Here is a 17,313-nt window from a genome sequence, read left to right as displayed (position 1 = left end):
CCCCGCGCGTCCCGTCCGGAGCAGCACTGTTCAGCCCGCGGGGATCCTGGCGGCCAGTTTCTTCAGCCCAGCCTTCGGCGGGACCCTGACCGGCGCCGGCCAGCGCGGCCTGAGCTCGTCGCCGAGCGTGACACCCCTGAGCTTGCGCCCGAAGAGCGGCAGGACCCAGTCATGTACCCAACGGCGCTGCCGTCGTTCCCAGTCCCGGAGGCCGAGTTTCGCCGGCGGCGCCCATTCCTTGGGCTTGACCTTGTGCGGGACCCCTAGCTGGTCCAGGACCTGGCCGGCGAGATACTTGTGGCCCGCCTTGGACATGTGCAGGCGGTCCGAATCCCACATCCGGGGATCATAGAACGCGTCGAAGCACCAGTAGTCCACCAGCACGGCCTCGTACCTGGCCGCCACCTCGCGGACCCGCTGGTTGTAGATGGCGTTCCGCCTCTTGAGGGGTTCCAGCAGCGCCGAGACCCTGACATCGAAGCCGGTGAACAGCACTACCGTGGCCCCGCTCGCGGCGAGTCTGGCGACGAGGAACTCGTAGTCCATCATGAGGGCGTGGATGTCGGTCCCGATGTCCAGGATGTCGTTCCCGCCTGCGTACAGGGTGACCAGGGTCGGTTCCATGGCGAGCGCGGCGTCCAGCTGTTCCGCGATGATGTGCCGCAGCCTTTTGCTGCGGATGGCAAGGTTGGCATACTCCCACCCCGGCTCCGCCCTGGCCAGTTGCTCCGCCACCCGGTCCGCCCACCCGCGCACCCCGTTGGGCAGCCGGGGATTGTAGTCCCCCACCCCCTCGGTGAAGGAATCCCCCAGGGCAACATAGACCCGCCGCCCATCAGCGCCCGGGGATAGAAGGTTTTCGACCATGGCCCCACGCTAAACCCGCCGGACGACGGCGGGGTTAACAGGCGGGGCACAGCAGGTTCCCCGTCCATAATGCCGCTGCGGGATCACGTCAGGTGACCCGATCACAAGGCCGTCACCGGTGCTTTGCGAAGGAGCGCATCGCCGACTAAGGCCGCCCGCGGCCGATGGAGGTGTCTAAGCGACGGCAAAGCAGCGGTGGCGGCCGGAAGCCCGGCAGGAACTGCGGGAGCGCCAGAAAAGTAGGAGCAACAACTGCGGGAGCGTCGCTTAGAGCTCCGCCTTCCCTTGCCGCCAGTACCCCATGAACGACACCTGCTTCCGGTCGATACCCACGTCCCGGACCAAGTACCGGCGCAGCTCCTTGACTACCCCCGCTTCACCGGCGATCCAGGCGTAGAACGGCATGGCCCCTGCGGGCTTGTCCGGGTTCCTGCTGGCGCTGATCGCCGCGGCATCCATCCTTGCGGGGGTCTCCCACAGGATGTCGTGGTCCACGTTGACGTCCTCGGGCTCGGGGCCGGCCGCAGGCTCGCGGGATGACCGGAGCCCGACCCAGCCGGGCAGGGTGACGGCGGCGCGGACCGCCTCCTGCAGCAATTCCCCGTGCGGACGCGACCGGCCGATGGCCGCACCGCGCGCGAGCCAGGTGATCCCGACGTCGGCGGCTGTCGTGATGCCCTGGAAGTCGCCGGCTTCCGGAACCTCGAGGATGGCGTGCCCGCTCACGTACGACGGCAGGCTCTCAAGAATGGCGCTGATGGCAGGCACGGCCGTCTCATCGCCGGCCAGCAGGACCCGCTGGGCCAGGCCCGGCCGCCATTCGATCCCGGAGTACGTTTCCGCAGTGACCCAGTGCGCGGCCCGGTTGTTGGGTCCGATCAGGGTCAGGGTGTCCCCCGGTGTGGCGCTGCGGGCCCAGTTGGCGGCCGGTCCGCCGTGGCCGGCATCGTCGAAGTGCAGCACGAAGTCGACGTCGAGTTCCGGGTAGACGGCGTCGAGGCGTTCCCGCCGCACGGTGTACGTGCGCATGGAGCCGCGGGTCGCAGGATCCATGGCCAGCCACTCGCGGTACCAGCCGGCCTGCTCCATCCGGAACTCCGGCAGCGGCAACGCGGTACCGTCCGCGGCCAGCGACGGGATCATGAGCTTGATGCGCAGGTCCAGGGTGCTGCCATGGACCCCGAAGTTCCGCAGCGAATGCCCGCCCAGCGTGATCCGCCGGAAGTTTGGTCCGAGTTGCTGGACCGCCGTGACCTGGACCTCGAAGGCGAGGGTCATGGGTTCGGTGCCGCGTGAGGTCTTAAGGCCGGCCCGGGCGCGGGACGGGGTGGCGTTCGATGCAGTCAAGGGACCAGCTCCAGGGTTGCGGTGTGCGGGGAATCGGCATGGTGGCGGCCCAGCGGGATGATCAGCGGTGCGCCGGACACCGGGTCCGGGAACACCCTGGACTTCAGGGCGAACACCTCGCGGACCATTTCCTCGGTGACCACCGCCCGGGCGGAGCCTTCGGCCACGATTCGTCCGTCCTTCATAGCGATGATGTGGTCCGCATACCGCGCAGCGAGGTTGAGGTCGTGCAGCACGATCGCCACGGTGGTTCCGCGCCGGCTGTTGAGGTCGGTGATGAGGTCCAGGACCTCCACCTGGTGGGTGAGGTCCAGGTAGGTGGTGGGCTCGTCCAGCAGCAGGACGGCGGTTTCCTGCGCCAGGGCCATCGCGATCCACGCCCGCTGCCGCTGCCCGCCGGAGAGTTCATCCACGTTGCGCCCGGCGAGTTCCAGCGTTTCGGTGGCGGCCATCGCTTCCTGCACGGCACGCTCGTCGTCCGCCGGGCCGCCTGCATGCCGGGACCGGAAGACACCCTGGTGCGGGTAGCGGCCGCGGCCCACGAGGTCCCGGACGGTGATGCCGTCCGGTGCCGTCGGATGCTGCGGCAGCAGTCCCAGCGTGCGCGCAACCTCTCGGGCGGGACGGCGGTGGATGTCCCGCCCGTCCATGGTGACGGTGCCCGCCGCAGGCTTGAGCAGCCGGGCAAGGCCGCGGAGCAGGGTGGATTTGCCGCAGGCGTTGGCGCCGACAATCATGGTCACCTTGCCCTCGGGGATTTCCGTGCTGAGTCCCTCGATCACGGTCCGCTGGTCGTATTTCAGCGTCAGGCCGGAGGTCTGGAGTGTTGCCATCTCAGGCGTCCTTTCGGTTGGAGGTGACGAGCAGCCAGATCAGGAACGGGGCACCGAGGGCGCCCGTGACCACTCCGACCGGCAGGACAGTTCCGTCCAGCAGCAGCGGTGCGATATTGGCGGCGAAGTAGTCGGCGGCCAGGACGATCACCACACCGGCCAGGGCAGACACCGGCAGGCTCGCCCTGCGGACAAACCGACGGGCGATGGGCCCGGCGAGGAACGCGACGAACGCCACCGGCCCTGCTGCGGCCGTCGCCGCGGCGGCAAGCCCGACGGCGGTGACCACGATACCCAGCCGGGCCGCACCGACCCGCACGCCGAGCCCCGCGGCGGTGTCGTCGCCAAGTTCGAGGATGCGCAGCGGGCCGGCGAGGACGGCGACAGCAGGAATCAGGACGATCAGTGCGAGGCCGAGGACTCCGGCCCGGTCCCAGTTCGCGGAGTTGAGCGAGCCGTTCAGCCAGATCAGGACCTCGGCAGCGGTGCGGATGTCCGCCCGGGTCATCAGGAAACTGACCACGGCATGAAGGGCCGCGGCGATGCCCACGCCGGCCAGGATCAGCCGGCCGCCGGCGGCGTCGCCCCGCTGTCCGCCGGAGCCCAGGGATCCGCTGCGGGAGATGCCATAGATCAGGGCGGCCACGCCCAGCGCCCCGGCGAAGGCAGCGCCCGAGACGGTGGCACCGGATGCGCCGAAGACGACAATCGCCGTCACGGCCGCGGCGCTGGCCCCGTAGCTGATGCCGATCACGTCCGGGCTGGCAAGGGGGTTGCGGAGCATGGTCTGGAACAGCGCACCGGACAGCCCGAAGGCGGCTCCGATCAGCGTCCCCACGACGGCGCGCGGCAGCTTGTGCTCCATCACGATGAAACTTGCGCCGGGGATCTTCTCCCCGCCGGTTAGGTGCGCGGCCAGGATCCGGAAGAAGTCGGGGATGGTGACGGTGTAGCTGCCCAGGAGCACACTGGCGGCGAAGAGCGCCACGACGGCAAGCGCCAGGATGCCCGTGCGGTCGAGCACGGTCCCGCGAGGTGCGAGAAGACGCCGATGTTTGGGCGGGACATGGGCGCCAAGTACCACCTCGGCGGAGGATTCCTTCACAGGCCTGTCCCCTTGCTGCGCCGGACCAGCCAGACGAATACCGGCGCACCGACGAGCGCGGTCATGATCCCGGCGGGGACTTCGCCCGGAAGCAGGATGACGCGGCCGATCACATCGGCGGTCAACAGCAGGGCCGGGGCCAGGACCAGCGCGAAGGGCAGGATCCAGCGGTAGTCGGGGCCCGTGAGGAAGCGGACGGCGTGCGGAATGACGAGGCCCACGAAGCCGATCGGGCCGGCCAGCGCCGTGGCCGAGCCGCAGAGCAGGACGATGCCGAGGGCGGTGACGCCGCGGGTCAGCCCGACACCTTGGCCCAGGCCGCGGGCGAGGTCGTCGCCGAGGGCGAGGTTGTTGAGGATCCGGCCGGTGGCGAGCACTATCGCGGCACCCAGGAGCAGGAACGGCAGGGCCGGGAGGATCACGGACCAGTCGCGCCCGGCGATCCCGCCGACCTGCCAGAACCTGAAGCGGTCCAGGGTGTCCCGGCTGGACACCAGGATGACGTTCATGAGTGAAAAGAGACCGGCGCTCAGGGCCGCTCCGGCGAGGGCGAGCTTCACCGGCGTCGCGCCGTCCCTGCCGAGTGAAGCGATCAGGTAGACCACGACGGCGGCGGCCGCGGCCCCGACGAACGCGAACCAGATGTACCCGGTCAGCGAGGACACGCCGAAGACGTAGATTCCCGTGACGACGGCCAGCGCGGCGCCGGCGTTGATTCCGATGATGCCCGGGTCCGCGAGGGGGTTGCGGGCCACGCCCTGCATTGCTGCCCCGGCGAGCCCGAGGGCGCCGCCGGCGAGCAGCCCGAGGACTGTCCGGGGAATCCGGGCGTGGACCACGGCGTGGTCGCCGCTGGCCGGATCGAACCGGGTCAGCGCCTGCCAGACGGTCCCGAGGTCGAGGCCCCGGGCGCCGATGGCGAGGGACGCAGCGGTCACGAGCGCCAGTACGACGACGGCGGCCAGCAGCCAGAGCGCCCGCGGTCCCCGGGCACGGATAGTCACAGTCGTGCGCGTCTCCGGGGCGGGCCGGGCGGCTGCGGAAACCGCCGTCGTCGTCGTAAGGGGGCTCATGAAAACGGTGCCTACTTCACCGCGGCAGGGACTTTATCCGCTGCAATCGCCAGCTGCGGCAGGAACGTGTCCAGCGACCACGGCAGGCTCAGCGGCGACGACGCCGAGATGGACAACGTCAGGGTGTTGTCCGGGTCGGCAACCAGGGTGCCCTTCTTGATGGCCGGGATCTGGCCCAGCAGCGGGTCTGTCTTGATGGAATCGGTGGTGGCTGCGTCAGGAACCCAGGTCACGAAGATGTCGGATTCGAGTTCGTTGGCCTTCTCGGCGGACCACGGGATGAAGAACTCCGTGGAGCCCTTGGAATTATCTTCCACCACGGGGGCCAGCTTCATGCCGATCTCGGTGAGGAATCGGGGGCGGTTGTCGTTGGCGGTGTAGACGTTGACCCCGTCAGCCGAAGCGGGCTCCAGGTTGCCGTAGATGAAGCTCTTGCCGGCGATCTGCGGGTACTTGGAGACCTTGTCCTTGATGGTGGCCTCAGTGTCGGCGACCAGCTTGGTGGCTTCGGCGTCCTTGCCGAGGGCCTTGCCGATGATGGCGGTGGAATCCTGCCAGGAGGTTCCGTAGGCGATCTCGGGGTGGGCCACGACGGGGGCGATTTCGCTGAGCTTTTTGTAGTCCTCCTCCGTGAGGCCGGAGTAGGCGCCGAGGATGACGTCCGGGTTGAGCTTGGCGATCTCGGTGAAGTTGACGCCGTCGGTCTCGGAGAACTGGGCCGGGGCCTTCGCCGAACCGAAGCCGGCGCCGAGCGCCTCGAGTGCGGCGTCCTTCCACGGGGTGGAACCTTGGCCGTTGCCGCCCCATTCGTTCTTCGGGACGCCGACCGGCACCACGCCGAGGGCAATCGCCACGTCGTCATTGACCCAGGACACGGTGACGACCCGCGTCGGCTGTTCCTTGATGGTGGTCTCGCCAAACACGTGCTTGATGGTCACCGGGAAGGCGGAGCTGGCCGGCTGGCTGGGGGCGTCCGCCGCCGTCGAGCTGGCCGGGCCGGTGGAGCAGGCGGTCAGGGAGAGTGCGACGGCGGCCAGGACGGCAGTTGCCTGGCCGGCGGCGTGGAGGAAGCGGCGCGTGGGCACGGCAGGGCTCGGGGTAGGGAGAGGCATGGGGTTCCTTAGGTCAATGATGCAAACCTAAGTAAGGCTAGCCTATCCTTGCCACAATTAAGCAAACCTTTCGTAACGTAATTGCCAGACGGCTGCTTCCGCCCCCCCCGTGAACAGCAACGCGGGGTCACTCACGGCCCATCCCGGTGGGGATTGTGGGCGGCAGGTGACCCCGCGTTGGGGTTGGACGGACGCCGGTCAGCGGAGGACGATGTCCACCGGGTTCGCCTCGGAGCGCCAGGTTCCCTCGGAGCCGGGACGCGGACCAATCACGGGGGCCGTCAGCACACCGGAGCGGTTGGTGCGTTTGTCCCGCAGGATCTCGGTGATCGAGCCGAGATGCCGGGACAGGTCGATCACGTTTTCGGGTGCGGCCAGGAGCAGCTGGAAGCCGAACTCGTGCAGCGCCTTGATGCCGGCGCCGGCGAATTCCTCCGAAGCCAGCACAAACGCCTCGTCCATCATCACCGTGCCGTAGGTGGTGAAGCCCTGCTCGGCGATGCCCAGCTGGTAGCTCAGCGCCGCGGCCATGATGAACGCGGTGAAACGCTGCCGCTCGCCGCCGGACATCGAGCCGGTGTCCGCATGCATAAAGACTTCGGTCTTCTTCCGTCCGCCCGTGGCCGCCGGCTTGGAACCGGAGCCCTGGACCTCGCGGTGCTCCTTGCACTGGATGAAGAGGTGCCCCCGGACGTCCAGCACGTCGGCTCGCCAGCGCCGGTCCTCCGGGGTCTGCGAGCCCAGCCGCTTCACGAGCGTTTCGAGCGACTTGTAGCGGTTCGTGAGCTCGGCGTCGTCGTCAGTTTCCGCCCCGGCGACACCTGAAGCCGGCGCGGCGGCCTTCCCGGGCCGCGTGTGGCGGACCTTCAGCGCGTTCTGGATGGCGTCCTTGAACTGCTTCGCGGTGGCCGGCAGGGTCTGCTTGATGTCCAGTTCCAGGAAGCTGCCCTCGTGGAAGTTCACCTCGGAAAGGATCCCGTTGAGCGGCAGGATGCGGCTGGTGATGGAGCGGCGTTCCTCGTCCAGGAGGTGCAGCAGGGTGCTGAAGGACTCGTGCGTTCGCTGGTTGAAGAACTGCCGGAATTCGGCCTCCTGTGCGGGCAGCCCGTCGCTGACAATGGCGTGGTAGCGGGCTTCGAATTCGCCCGCGGCCCCGATCGAGGTGCCGTGGTCCGCGGAAATCGCCGTGCCCCACTCGCGGACGAAGCCCTCGAAGATCCGGGTGAGCCGCTCCGAGGTGGCCTGCCCGCGGGATTCGGCCGCGTGGAGCTCGGCGAGGAGCCGGGTCCGGACCTGGTTGGCGAGGTTGTCCAGCTCGTGCATCTCGAGCACGTCGCCGAAGTCCGCAAAGTACGGTTCCAGTGCCGTGACGGTGGCGTCCGACGGCGGCGACTGCTCCAGGCGCGCCCGCGCGGCGTCCAGCAGAGAATCCGCCGTTGTGAGCTGAGAATCGACGGCCTTGTATTCACTTTGCAGCACGGCAGCGGCCTCGGTGCTGGACTGGTGCTTGTTCCGGGCCGCCTCGATGTTGGCGCGCAGCGGTTCCAGGTCCGCCTGCGCGGCGAGGGCGTCCTTGAGTCGCTGCTCGATCCGGGCGAGTTCGTCCGCTGCGACAACGGCCGAGACCTGTTCCCAGGGGCGGTGGTCCTCGGCCACGCGGCGCAGGGCCTCGAGCTGCCGGCTCATCCCCTGGTGCGACTCTTCCCTGCTCTGCGCGAGCTCGGCGGCCTTGGCCAGTTCCTGCTGCAGGTCCTCGACCTGCGCGGCCACGAGTTCCAGCTTGGCGGCGTTGTCGAAGCCGAGGACATAGTCCTGGCGGGACGTGTTGCGGTCGTCCTTTTCCACGGTGTGGCGGTTTCGCTTGACCACGCCGCCCAGGCTGAGGCCCTTGTCCAGGCGGGCAAGTTCGTCCGGGTCCTCAACGCACGGGTAGGCGAAATCGAGGGCGATCCGTTCCCGGATCCACTCGCCGGCGTCCGCTGCCGGACCCAGGGCGAGGATGTCCAGCTTGGTGAGCAGGTCGCCGTCGGCCGCGTCCTCCACGGCCAGTGCGCCGCCGGCAAGGGGCTTCGAGACGTCCACCGCGCGCAGCGCACCGCGGACGGAATGGTCGTTGAGGTAGCGGGTGACGGCGGCGAAGTGCTCGCCGGGGACCAGCAGCGTGGTGGCGAGGCTGCGCAGGGCACGCTCGGCGGCCGGCCGCCACTGTTCGTGGCCCTCCGCGAGGTCGATCAGTTCGCCGCCGAACGGCATCTGCTCCTCGGGGACGCCGGTGGCCGCCGCGATCGCGCTGCGGTTTTCAATGCTCGACGGCGGCAGCAGCGACTTGCGCGTCTGGAGCGACACCAGTTCCTGCTGGGCTGCGGCGAGCTCCCGCTTCCGGGTCGCGTGGCCGTCGAACGCCTCGAAGCGCAGTTCCTTGAGCGCTTCCGCGTCGTCCTTGAGCTCGGCCGAGCGGGCGGCCGCGTGCTCGTGCGCCTGCTCCCAGCCGGCCGGGGACCACTGAAGTTCCAGGCCGGCGTCGGCGAGGGCCTTCCGGGCTGATTCCTCCACCTGCTGGCGGAGCTTGAGCCCCACCCGGGCGTTTTCGAGCGACTGCTCTATCGCGGAGATCGCGTTGCCGCCCTGGTTGTTGTAGTCCGCTTCGAGCTGGCGCAGCTCCTTGGCCAACCCGTCGCGGATGCCGCGTTCGGCGCCGAGTTCCTTGGCTTTCGCCTGGGCGAGGTCCTTGAACCGGGCGAGCGTCTTCTCGTGGACCGTGACGGCCAGTTGCTGCCTGTACGCCTCGAATTCCCCGCCGGCGAGGTCCCGCAGGCGGTTCGCGTCGAGCAGCGACTGGGCATACTCCTTGTTCAGCCCGGGGACCGGTGCCAGCTGGTCGCGCTGCTGCCGGACGTCCTCGAGCCGCTGCCGGATGGACATCAGGTTGCTGAATTCCTCGACGACGTCATCGGCTGCGGCCAACGTGGCGGGCGCGTCCAGGACCTGGTCGCGGAAGAAGTTGTTGACGCTGCCGCCGAGGCCCTTGCCGGCCTGGATGACGCGCAGCAGGGGCAGGGCCTGGTCGGAGTTGATCCCCAGCAGGCGCCGGAAGCGCTCGGCGAAGGCCTTGTGGACGTCGAAGACCTGGGCATCCGGGAAGATCGCGTCCAGCGCCGACTTGGTGAACCGCTTCTCCGCGATGCCCTCGATGGCCGTGAGGTCCAGCGGCTTGTTATCAATCAGGTAGTACCGGCCGACGCTGGACTCCGTGCCGTTTTTGGGCAGGTCGAACAGCGCCGACACCGTCACCCGGGTGCCCGCAGCATTGTCGAACGTCAAGGCGACGGCGGACCACGTGGCGCCGGGGCGCTGGAACGCGCTGGCCGAGCCCTCCCCGACGGCCTTGTCCCCCACCTTGCCGCGCATATACGTGAACGTGGTGCGCTTGTCCTCCACCGCGCCGCCGGCTCGCTGGGCGGCGGCCTCGTTGGAGCGCGGCCTCGCATCAAAGACCCGGAGCATCGCGTCGAACAGCGTGGACTTGCCGACGCCGGAATTGCCGGTCAGCAGGGTGCCGTTGCGGTCCACGTGCATCGTGTGGGCGCCATGGAAGGTGCCCCAGTTGACCACCTGGACGAGGGCGAGGCGCATCTGGCCAGGGTTGGTGAGCTCGCCCATGGGCAGCATGGTCGCGATGCTCACTTGGCTGCCCCGCCTTCAGTGCGGTCGGGTGACGCCGACGGCGATGCCGCCCCCGCCCCTGCGCCGCGCAGCTGATCTTCGATCAGCTCAGCGCGCGGCTCCGACAGGCCCGATGCCACTCCCGGGGCGGCATCGCCGTCGTCGTCTTCGTTTGTCAGGTCGCCTTGGGCGACCGTAGCGGCTGCTTCTTCGCTGTCGTCGTCTTCGTCGTCATCCCCCGGAGCTGCCGCGGCGTCTCTATCGAACTCCAGCAGGGGTTCGGTGCCTGAAGGGTCGGTGGAGGCCGCAATGAGGGCGTCAATTTGGGCGGGGATGTCGCCGATGTTTTCGAAGGGGAGCGCCAGTGGCAAGGCATTGGAGATGGTGTAGACCTCGTCCAGGCCGGTGGTGAGGAGGAGCTGGCGGGCCAGGAGCTTGGTGATGGCGCGGTTGACGACGTCGGAATCGCGCAGCGCGTCCTGCTGGCCGGCGGGCTGGTAGTGGGCCACGAGTTCGGCGATTTCCTCGCGTGTGATCGTGGGGTCGGTCTGGGCGGTCACGTGGCGGTCCAGGAGCAGGCGCAGGCGGAGCAGCACGATGGTTTCGACGCGGCTCAGGGCCCGCTGCTGGCGCAGGATGCTGGAGCGGGTGCTGCCGCCGATGGCCTCGGGGTCCACCGGGCGCAGCACCGCCACCTTGCGTTCGTGGTCGAGCTGCAGGGTCAGGAAGAGTTCGGACAGGCGGCTGCGCAGGATCAGCTGGTTGTCCAAGAGGGTGGTCCAGAGCTTCTCGTCCCTCCCGCCGTCGATGTACGGGCCCTTGAGGAGTTTCACGAGGGCCTGGCGGACCTTCATCGGGAGGACACCGGTGTCCCCCGGGAACAGTGCGGCGCCGTCCACGAAGGTGTCCCGCGGGGTGACGGTGAAGGGGTCGGTGTGGACGTGCTGGGCCGGCTCCGCCGCCGCAGGCGCGGGCTGCACGTCCACCGTCGTGATGTCTTCAGTCATCTTCAGTCCTTCTTAAGCGTGACGACCGGCAGGTACGCGGTGCGCGTGGAGCCGTCGATCTGTTCGAAGTCGAGAGTTTCCCAGGCCCCGCGGTCAAAGCCGGCGCCCTCGTGCAGGGCGTGGGAGAGCAGGGCACGGATCGAGTTGATGTGGCGTTCCCCGGCCGGGAGCTGATCCCAGGCCCCGGCCAGGGTGGAAGCGCCGGCGACCGCGGCGCGGACCGCTTCGGAGCTCGCTTTCCCGGTCCGCGGCGAGCGCACCCGGTCCGAGTCGCTGAAGGCGATCGGGTCGGCCAGCTTGGGGGGAGCCGCGAACTCGTCCGGGTCGAACAGCTTGACCATGGCGAGGGACTCGAAGCCGGCATTGAACAGCACCGGGCCGCGGACCAGCCCGGGGCGTTCGCGCTCGTACGGCAGGGACCGGATGGCCTGCTCGGCCTCCCGGAGGACCTTGCGGAGCCGGACGGACTGGCGGAAGTCGTCGCTCTGGACGTAGGTGTTCAGGCTTTCGCTGAGCTTGCCGTAGATCCGCTGGATCTGGCTGTGCTGGGTCCGCAGTTCCGCCACGAGGTTCTTTAGCGTCTCGCGTTCGTCATGGCTGAGGTCATCGGCGAACTGACGGCTGAGGACCTCGCCGATCGCCGAACGGAAACGCAGCTGCTGCTGCGGGTCCTCCAGGAACGCCGTGAAGGAACGGAAGGTCCTGCCTTCGGGGCTCTGCCGGAGACGCTTGTCCGCTTCGAGCACCTGGGCCATCGTCGCGCCCTTGCTCAGGGACTCCTCGATGATCTGGTTGCGGAGCTCGCCCACCAGCTCCTCGATCCGGTCACGCATTTTTTTGTAGTCCGCGGGCAGGCTCGCCGCGAGATCCAGGATGTTCCCTGCGGCCTCCACGGCTTCCTCGTCGTCGAGCAGCCCGTCAAAGTCGCCCGAGCTGATGTCCTCGATCAGCTGGCGCCGTTCGCCGATCTCCTCCTCGAGTGACTCCAACCGGGCGCTCTGGTCCGGGTTCGTCTCGTTGGCGAGCTTCTCGACGTCGCCCAGCAGCGTGCCGAGCCGGGAACCGTTGAGCGTGGAGCGTTCGCTGGAGAGACTGTCCAGGAAGGCGAGGACCCGGGCGGCGGGTTCTGTGACCTCGTACACGATCTGCCCGGACTGGTTCCGTCGGGTGAGGAAGTTCTTGCGGGTCCACTCATCGCCAAAGGTCTTCCCGTTGGCGGAGCCACCCAGCCCGGGGTCCTGGCGGCGGAGCTGCTCAAGGAAGGCGTCGACGTCGGCGTGGAACTGTTCCAGCGGAAGCTGCGGCCGGGTGCGGGTGAAGGACGCCTGCAGCACCGCGATCACCCATGGCGCCGAGCGGGTCAGCGCCCAGGCCGGCCCCTTGGTGAGGAGTTCGAGGTCGCGCAGCCGGGCGCTGATGGCGTCGGCGGAGGACAGGGCGGAACGGGACACGCACTCTCCTTCAGCTGCCGAGGGATCGGGATGGGGCAGCGGATAAGGAAAAACTGCCAGCTACAAGGTTAACGCAGGCCCCGGTTTGGATTCATCGTTGTGTGCCGTTGCCTGCGGGAGCAGACTGGGAACATCACCTGAGAGGAGTTTGTCATGGGCAAAAAAGCACTACTGATCACGGGAGTGGCGGCCGCGGCGGCGATTCTCGGCGGCGCCACAATTGCAGTCGCGGCGAGCACCCCGACCGCCGCTTTCCGGCTCCCGGATGCCAGCAACGCCGCGGCCGAACTCCAGCGGTCGCTCCGGGTAGCCACCGCCGACGCCCCCGGACACGACGACGATTCCAACCTGCCCGCGCTGACCGCGGAGGACCGGGACAAGGCGGGAAACGCGGCCCTCGCCCGGGTCGGCCAGGGCACTGTGCGCGAAGTCGAGCGGGAGAACGAGCACGGCACCGCCTACGAGGTGGAGGTGCGGCTCAACGACGGCACCCAGGTTGAAGTGCAGCTCGGCGCCGACTTCCAGGTCCTGGGCCAGGGCTCCCCCGAGCGGGACGACGACTGACCGCAGCAACGGACCACAGCGCGGGGTTTTACGGGGCGTGACGGGCAGGCCGTGAGGCCGCCGCAACCGCCCCGTGACCTACGCCCCGGTAGCATTTCGATCCCGTATCAAGAATCCCGGCACGCGCCGTGGACTCTGGCTAGCCAACCTCCCGCACCCTACGCTCGGGCTACTGATTCAACCGAAGCAATGGTGCAGGGGGAAGAATGCAGTTCGACCTAAGCGCAGTGGAAACGGCAACACTGGTGTTCATCGGAACGCTCATGTTTGCCCTGGTACTCACAGTCTTTGTGATGACGGCGTCCTTCGCGGCCATGGTGCTGGTGGGTGTCGGCCGGCTCGCCTGGCTCATCGCCGCGAACATCCTGCTGGGGCTTGTCCACGGCATCAACCACGCCTGGGACCGGCTGGTCCATCACGCCGCCAGGGTGGAGCTTCCGGGCGGCAGTGCCGGTGACTTCGTCGGGGACATCGCGGCCGAAATTATGGGCCAATCGGCCCCTAGCACGGGCACCTACCCGCGGGTAGTCTTGCGGGACAGCTGAAGGGTCCTCCACCCACGGCGGACCCAGGGCTCGAGCCGGTGACCCCGGTTAGAGGAGATGCCCGATGAGCTCCGCCGTTGAAAATCCAGCCACTGAGAACCCCGCCGACAGCCCCGCCGCGGACGTCCCGGTCCCGACTGAGGCGATCGGTCCCGACGCCACCGCGGCCGATGCGCGGGCCATCACCGAAGCTGCCCGCGAGGCCAGCTGGGACCGGCCCAGTTTCGCCAAGGGACTGTACCTCGGCAGCTTTGACCTCAGCCTCATCCACCCCTGGCCGGAAGCCCCCGCTGACGACGTCGAACGCGGCGAAGAGTTCATGGCCCGCCTCACGGATTACTGCCGGACGATGTCCGGGCGCACCATAGAGCGCGACTCGCTGATTCCGGATGCCTATCTCAAGGGCCTCGCCGAACTGGGCGTCTTCGGCATGAAGATCCCCCGCGACTACGGCGGCCTTGGCCTCTCGCTGGTCTACTACGGACGGGCGCTGGCGCTGCTGGGCTCCGTCCACCCCAGCCTCGGCGCCCTGCTCTCGGCGCACCAGTCCATCGGCGTCCCCGAGCCTGTCAAGGTGTTCGGCACCCCGGAGCAGAAGCAGGAGTACCTGCCGCGCTGCGCCGCCGGGGCTATCACCGCGTTCCTGCTGACGGAGCCCGACGTCGGCAGCGACCCCGCACGGATGGGCAGCACCGCCGTCCCCACCGATGACGGCGAGTCCTACATCCTGGACGGCGTGAAGCTCTGGACCACCAATGGCGTGATTGCCGAGCTCGTGGTGGTCATGGCGGTGGTCCCCTCCCGCACCGGGGCGGACGGCACCGTCCACAAGGGAGGGATCAGCGCCTTCGTCGTCGAGATGGACTCCCCCGGCATCACGGTGGAAAACCGCAACGCCTTCATGGGGCTGCGCGGCATCGAAAACGGCGTCACCCGCTTCCACCAGGTCCGGGTACCCGCGGCCAACCGGCTGGGCCGCGAGGGACAGGGCCTGAAGATCGCCCTCACCACGCTCAATACCGGCCGGCTCGCGCTCCCTGCGTTGTGCGTCGCTTCCGGGCGGTGGAGCCTGAAGATCGCCCGCGAGTGGTCCAACGCCCGCACCCAGTGGGGACGGCCGGTGGGCAAGCATGAAGCCGTGGGCAAAAAGATCGCCTTCATTGCGGCCAGCGCCTTCGCCCTGGACGCCGTCTTCGAGTTGTCCGCCGAAATGGCCGACGCCGGGCAGAAGGACGTCCGGATCGAGGCCGCCCTGGCCAAGCTGTGGTCCACCGAGATCAGCTGCCGGATCGCCGACGAACTGGTGCAGATCCGCGGCGGGCGTGGCTTCGAAACGGCGGACTCGCTCGAGGCCCGTGGCGAGCGCGCCGTGCCGGCCGAGCAGCAGCTCCGCGACCTGAGGATCAACCGGATTTTCGAGGGATCCTCGGAGATCATGAAATTGCTGATCGCGCGGGAGGCCGTGGACGCGCACCTCGCGGCAGCCGGAGACCTCGCCTCCGAGGACGCGAGCCTGTCCGACAAGGCCCGGGCCGCCGTCGGCGCTTCCGGTTTTTACGCGAAGTGGTTGCCCAGGCTCGTCGCCGGGGCCGGCATGGACCCGCGTTCCTACAGCGACTTCGGCCGCCTCGCGAAGCAGCTGCGCTTCGTCGAACGGTCCTCCCGGCGGCTGGCCCGGCAGACCTTCTACGGGATGGGTCGCTGGCAGGCGAAGCTTGAGCACAAACAGGCGTTCCTGGGCCGGATCGTGGATATCGGGGCGGAACTGTTCGCCATGGCCGCGGCCTGCTCCCGGGCCGAAATGCTGCTGCGGATTTCCCCGGAAAAAGGAGCCTCCGCTTACGAACTCGCCGAGGCGTTCTGCGAACAGGCCCGCGTGCGGGTGGACGAATATTTTGACCAGCTCTGGAGGAACACCGACGACGGCGACCACGTGCTCTCCCGCAAGGTCCTGGCCGGCGATTACGAGTGGCTGGAGGCGGGTGTGCTGGACCAGTCCGAAGGCACCGGACCGTGGATTGCCGACGCCAGCCCGCGCGCGTCCGTGAAGGTTAACTTGCATCGGAAGTACCGCTGACACGGCGCGCCAGCCGTGAGCGCCGCCAACGAGCAATAGTAAGCATCCTTGCTACCTTGTGATGCCCGTGATTAGCTGGACGTGAGACCTACACACCGGTCTCCGCCTTGCGGTGCCCGGCCCAAATCATGGGCCCGGGTCATTCAGTGAAAGTGAGCAGTCCTCATGAGCAACCCAGCAGGCCCCGAAGATCGCACTCCCCGACGCGCCCGTGACGAGGAAGCGGCCGTCAGCCAGGATGCCCGGATCCACGACGCCCGGCAGGATGCTGCACGCGATGAAACTGTCCGCACCAACGACACCCGCGCCATCCCGGCCGGCGCCGCGGCGGAAACCCCCACCAGGGCCCAGGAAGCGGTCCGCGCTGAACCGGTCCGCAGCGAACCGACCCGCACCCAGCCCGTGACGGCCGTGCGCCACGACGAGCCCGTCCGCGACACTGTCGTCGAGGAAGTCCCCACCCGTGAAACCGTGGTGGCCCGTGAAAAGGAGCAGTTCGGCGGCATCAAGCTCGGTTCGGCCTTCTTCGGCTGGCTCGCCGCCACCGGAATGGCCGTACTGCTGACCGCGCTGGTCGCCGCCGCCGGCACCGCCGTCGGCCTCGCCACCAATACGGACGTCAATGCGACGGTCACTTCGGGCAACGAAACCGTGGGACTCGTCGGCATCATTGTTCTGCTGGTCATCTTGTTCGTGTCCTACTATTCCGGCGGCTACGTCGCCGGCCGGATGGCACGCTTCAACGGTGCCAGGCAGGGCTTTATGGTGTGGGTCTGGGCGCTCATCGCCGCCGTCGTCGTCGCCATTCTCGGCCTCGTGGCAGGCCAGAAGTACAACATCCTGGCCCAGCTCAACAGCTTCCCGCGCATCCCGGTCAACGAGGGTGAACTGACCACCACCAGCATCATCGCTGCAGTCGTGGTGGCCGCAGTGGCCCTGCTCGCAGCCGTCCTCGGCGGATCCGCCGGCATGCACTTCCACCGCAAAGTAGACCGCGCCGGATTCACGCCGGTGGAAACGGTCCAGGAACGCTAGGCCGCTTCGCCAACGTAGTACCAGCGGCGGTCGACCCGCAGGAAGCGGCTCGTCTCGTGGTGGACTCCGCGTTCGCCGTCGTGCCGGAAATGGGCCTTGAACTCAACGGTCCCTTCGGTGTCCAGCGGGCCGCCGCGCGTGGTGGAGACGATGTCCAGCCGCCGCCACTGCATCTCCGGATCCCGTTCCAATGTGGCCGGCCGGGTGTCCGGATGCCACGTCCGCAGGAGGTAGCCGGCGTCCAGCACGACGAAGGCGCTGTACCGGGAACGCATCAGTTGTTCGGCCGTCGGAGCCTGCGCCTCGCCGGTGTGGAATCGGCCACAGCATTCGCCATACTTCTCGCCGGAAAGGCACGGGCAGTTGCCGCGGAACGGGGCCGGACCGGGGCTGGAGGCTCCGGGGCGGGCGGCGGCTGGGGGCGTCACAAGGTGTCCTTTCCGGGGGCCGGACCGTGCCGGCAGGGCTCCTTCCGACTATAGACGCACGATCCGGCGGCACCGGGAGGGTGGAACCCATAACAGCTTTGACACGTCTCCGCGCCGAGGCCGCCTGCCTGCGTGTCCGGGGAAAAAAGTACGTATGGTTAAGGGGTGCCGTTACCCGACGCCCTGGGCGGGACGCGTCGCGGCAA

13 protein-coding genes and 1 pseudogene are annotated in these 17,313 nt (G+C 68.5%); 4 read left to right on the top strand and 10 right to left on the bottom strand.

The window, feature by feature from the left end; all coding sequences use genetic code 11:
- Nucleotides 1-30 precede the first annotated feature (30 nt).
- The 9 genes and pseudogenes from GXK59_RS18590 to GXK59_RS18550 all read right to left on the bottom strand — a co-directional run bounded on the left by GXK59_RS18590 (nt 31) and on the right by GXK59_RS18550 (nt 12,458).
- The gene (locus GXK59_RS18590) at nt 31-867 is read right to left on the bottom strand and encodes an SGNH/GDSL hydrolase family protein (RefSeq protein WP_160668829.1); all 837 of its coding nucleotides are present in this window, start codon (nt 865-867) and stop codon (nt 31-33) included.
- Nucleotides 868-1,134: 267 nt separating this feature from the next.
- Nucleotides 1,135-2,145 (bottom strand): siderophore-interacting protein, encoded by a 1,011-nt coding sequence (locus GXK59_RS18585; protein ID WP_160669263.1) that lies wholly within the window; start codon nt 2,143-2,145, stop codon nt 1,135-1,137.
- 65 nt (nt 2,146-2,210) lie between these two features.
- Nucleotides 2,211-3,047 carry an ABC transporter ATP-binding protein gene (locus GXK59_RS18580; RefSeq protein ID WP_160668828.1) on the bottom strand — a complete coding sequence of 279 codons (837 nt, stop codon included), beginning with the start codon at nt 3,045-3,047 and terminating at the stop codon, nt 2,211-2,213.
- Nucleotide 3,048: 1 nt separating this feature from the next.
- Nucleotides 3,049-4,071, bottom strand: coding sequence for a FecCD family ABC transporter permease (locus tag GXK59_RS18575; RefSeq protein WP_237394027.1), 1,023 nt, complete (start codon nt 4,069-4,071; stop codon nt 3,049-3,051).
- Nucleotides 4,072-4,148: 77 nt separating this feature from the next.
- Nucleotides 4,149-5,225: a FecCD family ABC transporter permease gene (locus GXK59_RS18570; protein WP_160668826.1), complete on the bottom strand. Its 1,077-nt coding sequence runs from the start codon at nt 5,223-5,225 to the stop codon at nt 4,149-4,151.
- An 11-nt stretch (nt 5,226-5,236) separates the two neighbouring features.
- Nucleotides 5,237-6,337 (bottom strand): iron-siderophore ABC transporter substrate-binding protein, encoded by a 1,101-nt coding sequence (locus GXK59_RS18565; RefSeq protein ID WP_160668825.1) that lies wholly within the window; start codon nt 6,335-6,337, stop codon nt 5,237-5,239.
- Between the two features lie 198 nt (nt 6,338-6,535).
- Nucleotides 6,536-10,021 (bottom strand): ATP-binding protein, encoded by a 3,486-nt coding sequence (locus GXK59_RS18560; protein WP_160668824.1) that lies wholly within the window; start codon nt 10,019-10,021, stop codon nt 6,536-6,538.
- A gap of 173 nt (nt 10,022-10,194) precedes the next feature.
- Nucleotides 10,195-11,007 (bottom strand): annotated as a pseudogene (locus tag GXK59_RS18555) (DUF4194 domain-containing protein); the annotation flags it as partial.
- Nucleotides 11,008-11,009: 2 nt separating this feature from the next.
- Entirely contained in the window at nt 11,010-12,458 is a 1,449-nt protein-coding gene (locus GXK59_RS18550; protein WP_160668823.1) for a DUF3375 family protein, read from the bottom strand.
- Nucleotides 12,459-12,611: 153 nt separating this feature from the next.
- Here GXK59_RS18550 and GXK59_RS18545 point away from each other — a divergent pair, with 153 nt between their 5' ends.
- From GXK59_RS18545 to GXK59_RS18530, 4 genes are all read left to right on the top strand, one after another.
- Nucleotides 12,612-13,022, top strand: a complete 411-nt coding sequence (locus GXK59_RS18545) for a PepSY domain-containing protein (protein WP_160668822.1) — start codon at nt 12,612-12,614, stop codon at nt 13,020-13,022.
- Between the two features lie 206 nt (nt 13,023-13,228).
- On the top strand, nt 13,229-13,567 hold the full coding sequence (locus tag GXK59_RS18540; protein WP_160668821.1) for a hypothetical protein: 339 nt from the start codon (nt 13,229-13,231) through the stop codon (nt 13,565-13,567).
- A gap of 64 nt (nt 13,568-13,631) precedes the next feature.
- The gene (locus GXK59_RS18535) at nt 13,632-15,644 is read left to right on the top strand and encodes an acyl-CoA dehydrogenase family protein (protein WP_160668820.1); all 2,013 of its coding nucleotides are present in this window, start codon (nt 13,632-13,634) and stop codon (nt 15,642-15,644) included.
- A 165-nt stretch (nt 15,645-15,809) separates the two neighbouring features.
- Nucleotides 15,810-16,679 (top strand): TIGR04086 family membrane protein, encoded by an 870-nt coding sequence (locus tag GXK59_RS18530; protein ID WP_160668819.1) that lies wholly within the window; start codon nt 15,810-15,812, stop codon nt 16,677-16,679.
- On the opposite strand, the gene GXK59_RS18525 is transcribed toward GXK59_RS18530, so the two are convergent.
- The gene (locus GXK59_RS18525) at nt 16,676-17,107 is read right to left on the bottom strand and encodes a YchJ family protein (protein ID WP_160668818.1); all 432 of its coding nucleotides are present in this window, start codon (nt 17,105-17,107) and stop codon (nt 16,676-16,678) included. The two genes, GXK59_RS18530 and GXK59_RS18525, sit on opposite strands and share 4 nt — an antisense overlap.
- Nucleotides 17,108-17,313: the final 206 nt, after the last annotated feature.

Source organism: Pseudarthrobacter sp. ATCC 49987 (assembly GCF_009928425.1).
GTDB lineage: Bacteria > Actinomycetota > Actinomycetes > Actinomycetales > Micrococcaceae > Arthrobacter.
Note: the sequence above shows the minus strand (reverse complement) of the source record. Positions and strands in the feature narration are given on the sequence as shown.

Excerpts from the sequence above, each read along its gene's own strand:
- GXK59_RS18535 (WP_160668820.1), top strand. The coding sequence starts at position 13,632 with ATGAGCTCCGCCGTTGAAAATCCAGCCACTGAGAACCCCGCCGACAGC.
- GXK59_RS18590 (WP_160668829.1), bottom strand. The coding sequence starts at position 867 with ATGGTCGAAAACCTTCTATCCCCGGGCGCTGATGGGCGGCGGGTCTAT.
- GXK59_RS18545 (WP_160668822.1), top strand. The coding sequence starts at position 12,612 with ATGGGCAAAAAAGCACTACTGATCACGGGAGTGGCGGCCGCGGCGGCG.
- GXK59_RS18580 (WP_160668828.1), bottom strand. The coding sequence starts at position 3,047 with ATGGCAACACTCCAGACCTCCGGCCTGACGCTGAAATACGACCAGCGG.
- GXK59_RS18565 (WP_160668825.1), bottom strand. The coding sequence starts at position 6,337 with ATGCCTCTCCCTACCCCGAGCCCTGCCGTGCCCACGCGCCGCTTCCTC.
- GXK59_RS18585 (WP_160669263.1), bottom strand. The coding sequence starts at position 2,145 with ATGACCCTCGCCTTCGAGGTCCAGGTCACGGCGGTCCAGCAACTCGGA.
- GXK59_RS18570 (WP_160668826.1), bottom strand. The coding sequence starts at position 5,225 with ATGAGCCCCCTTACGACGACGACGGCGGTTTCCGCAGCCGCCCGGCCC.
- GXK59_RS18530 (WP_160668819.1), top strand. The coding sequence starts at position 15,810 with ATGAGCAACCCAGCAGGCCCCGAAGATCGCACTCCCCGACGCGCCCGT.
- GXK59_RS18540 (WP_160668821.1), top strand. The coding sequence starts at position 13,229 with ATGCAGTTCGACCTAAGCGCAGTGGAAACGGCAACACTGGTGTTCATC.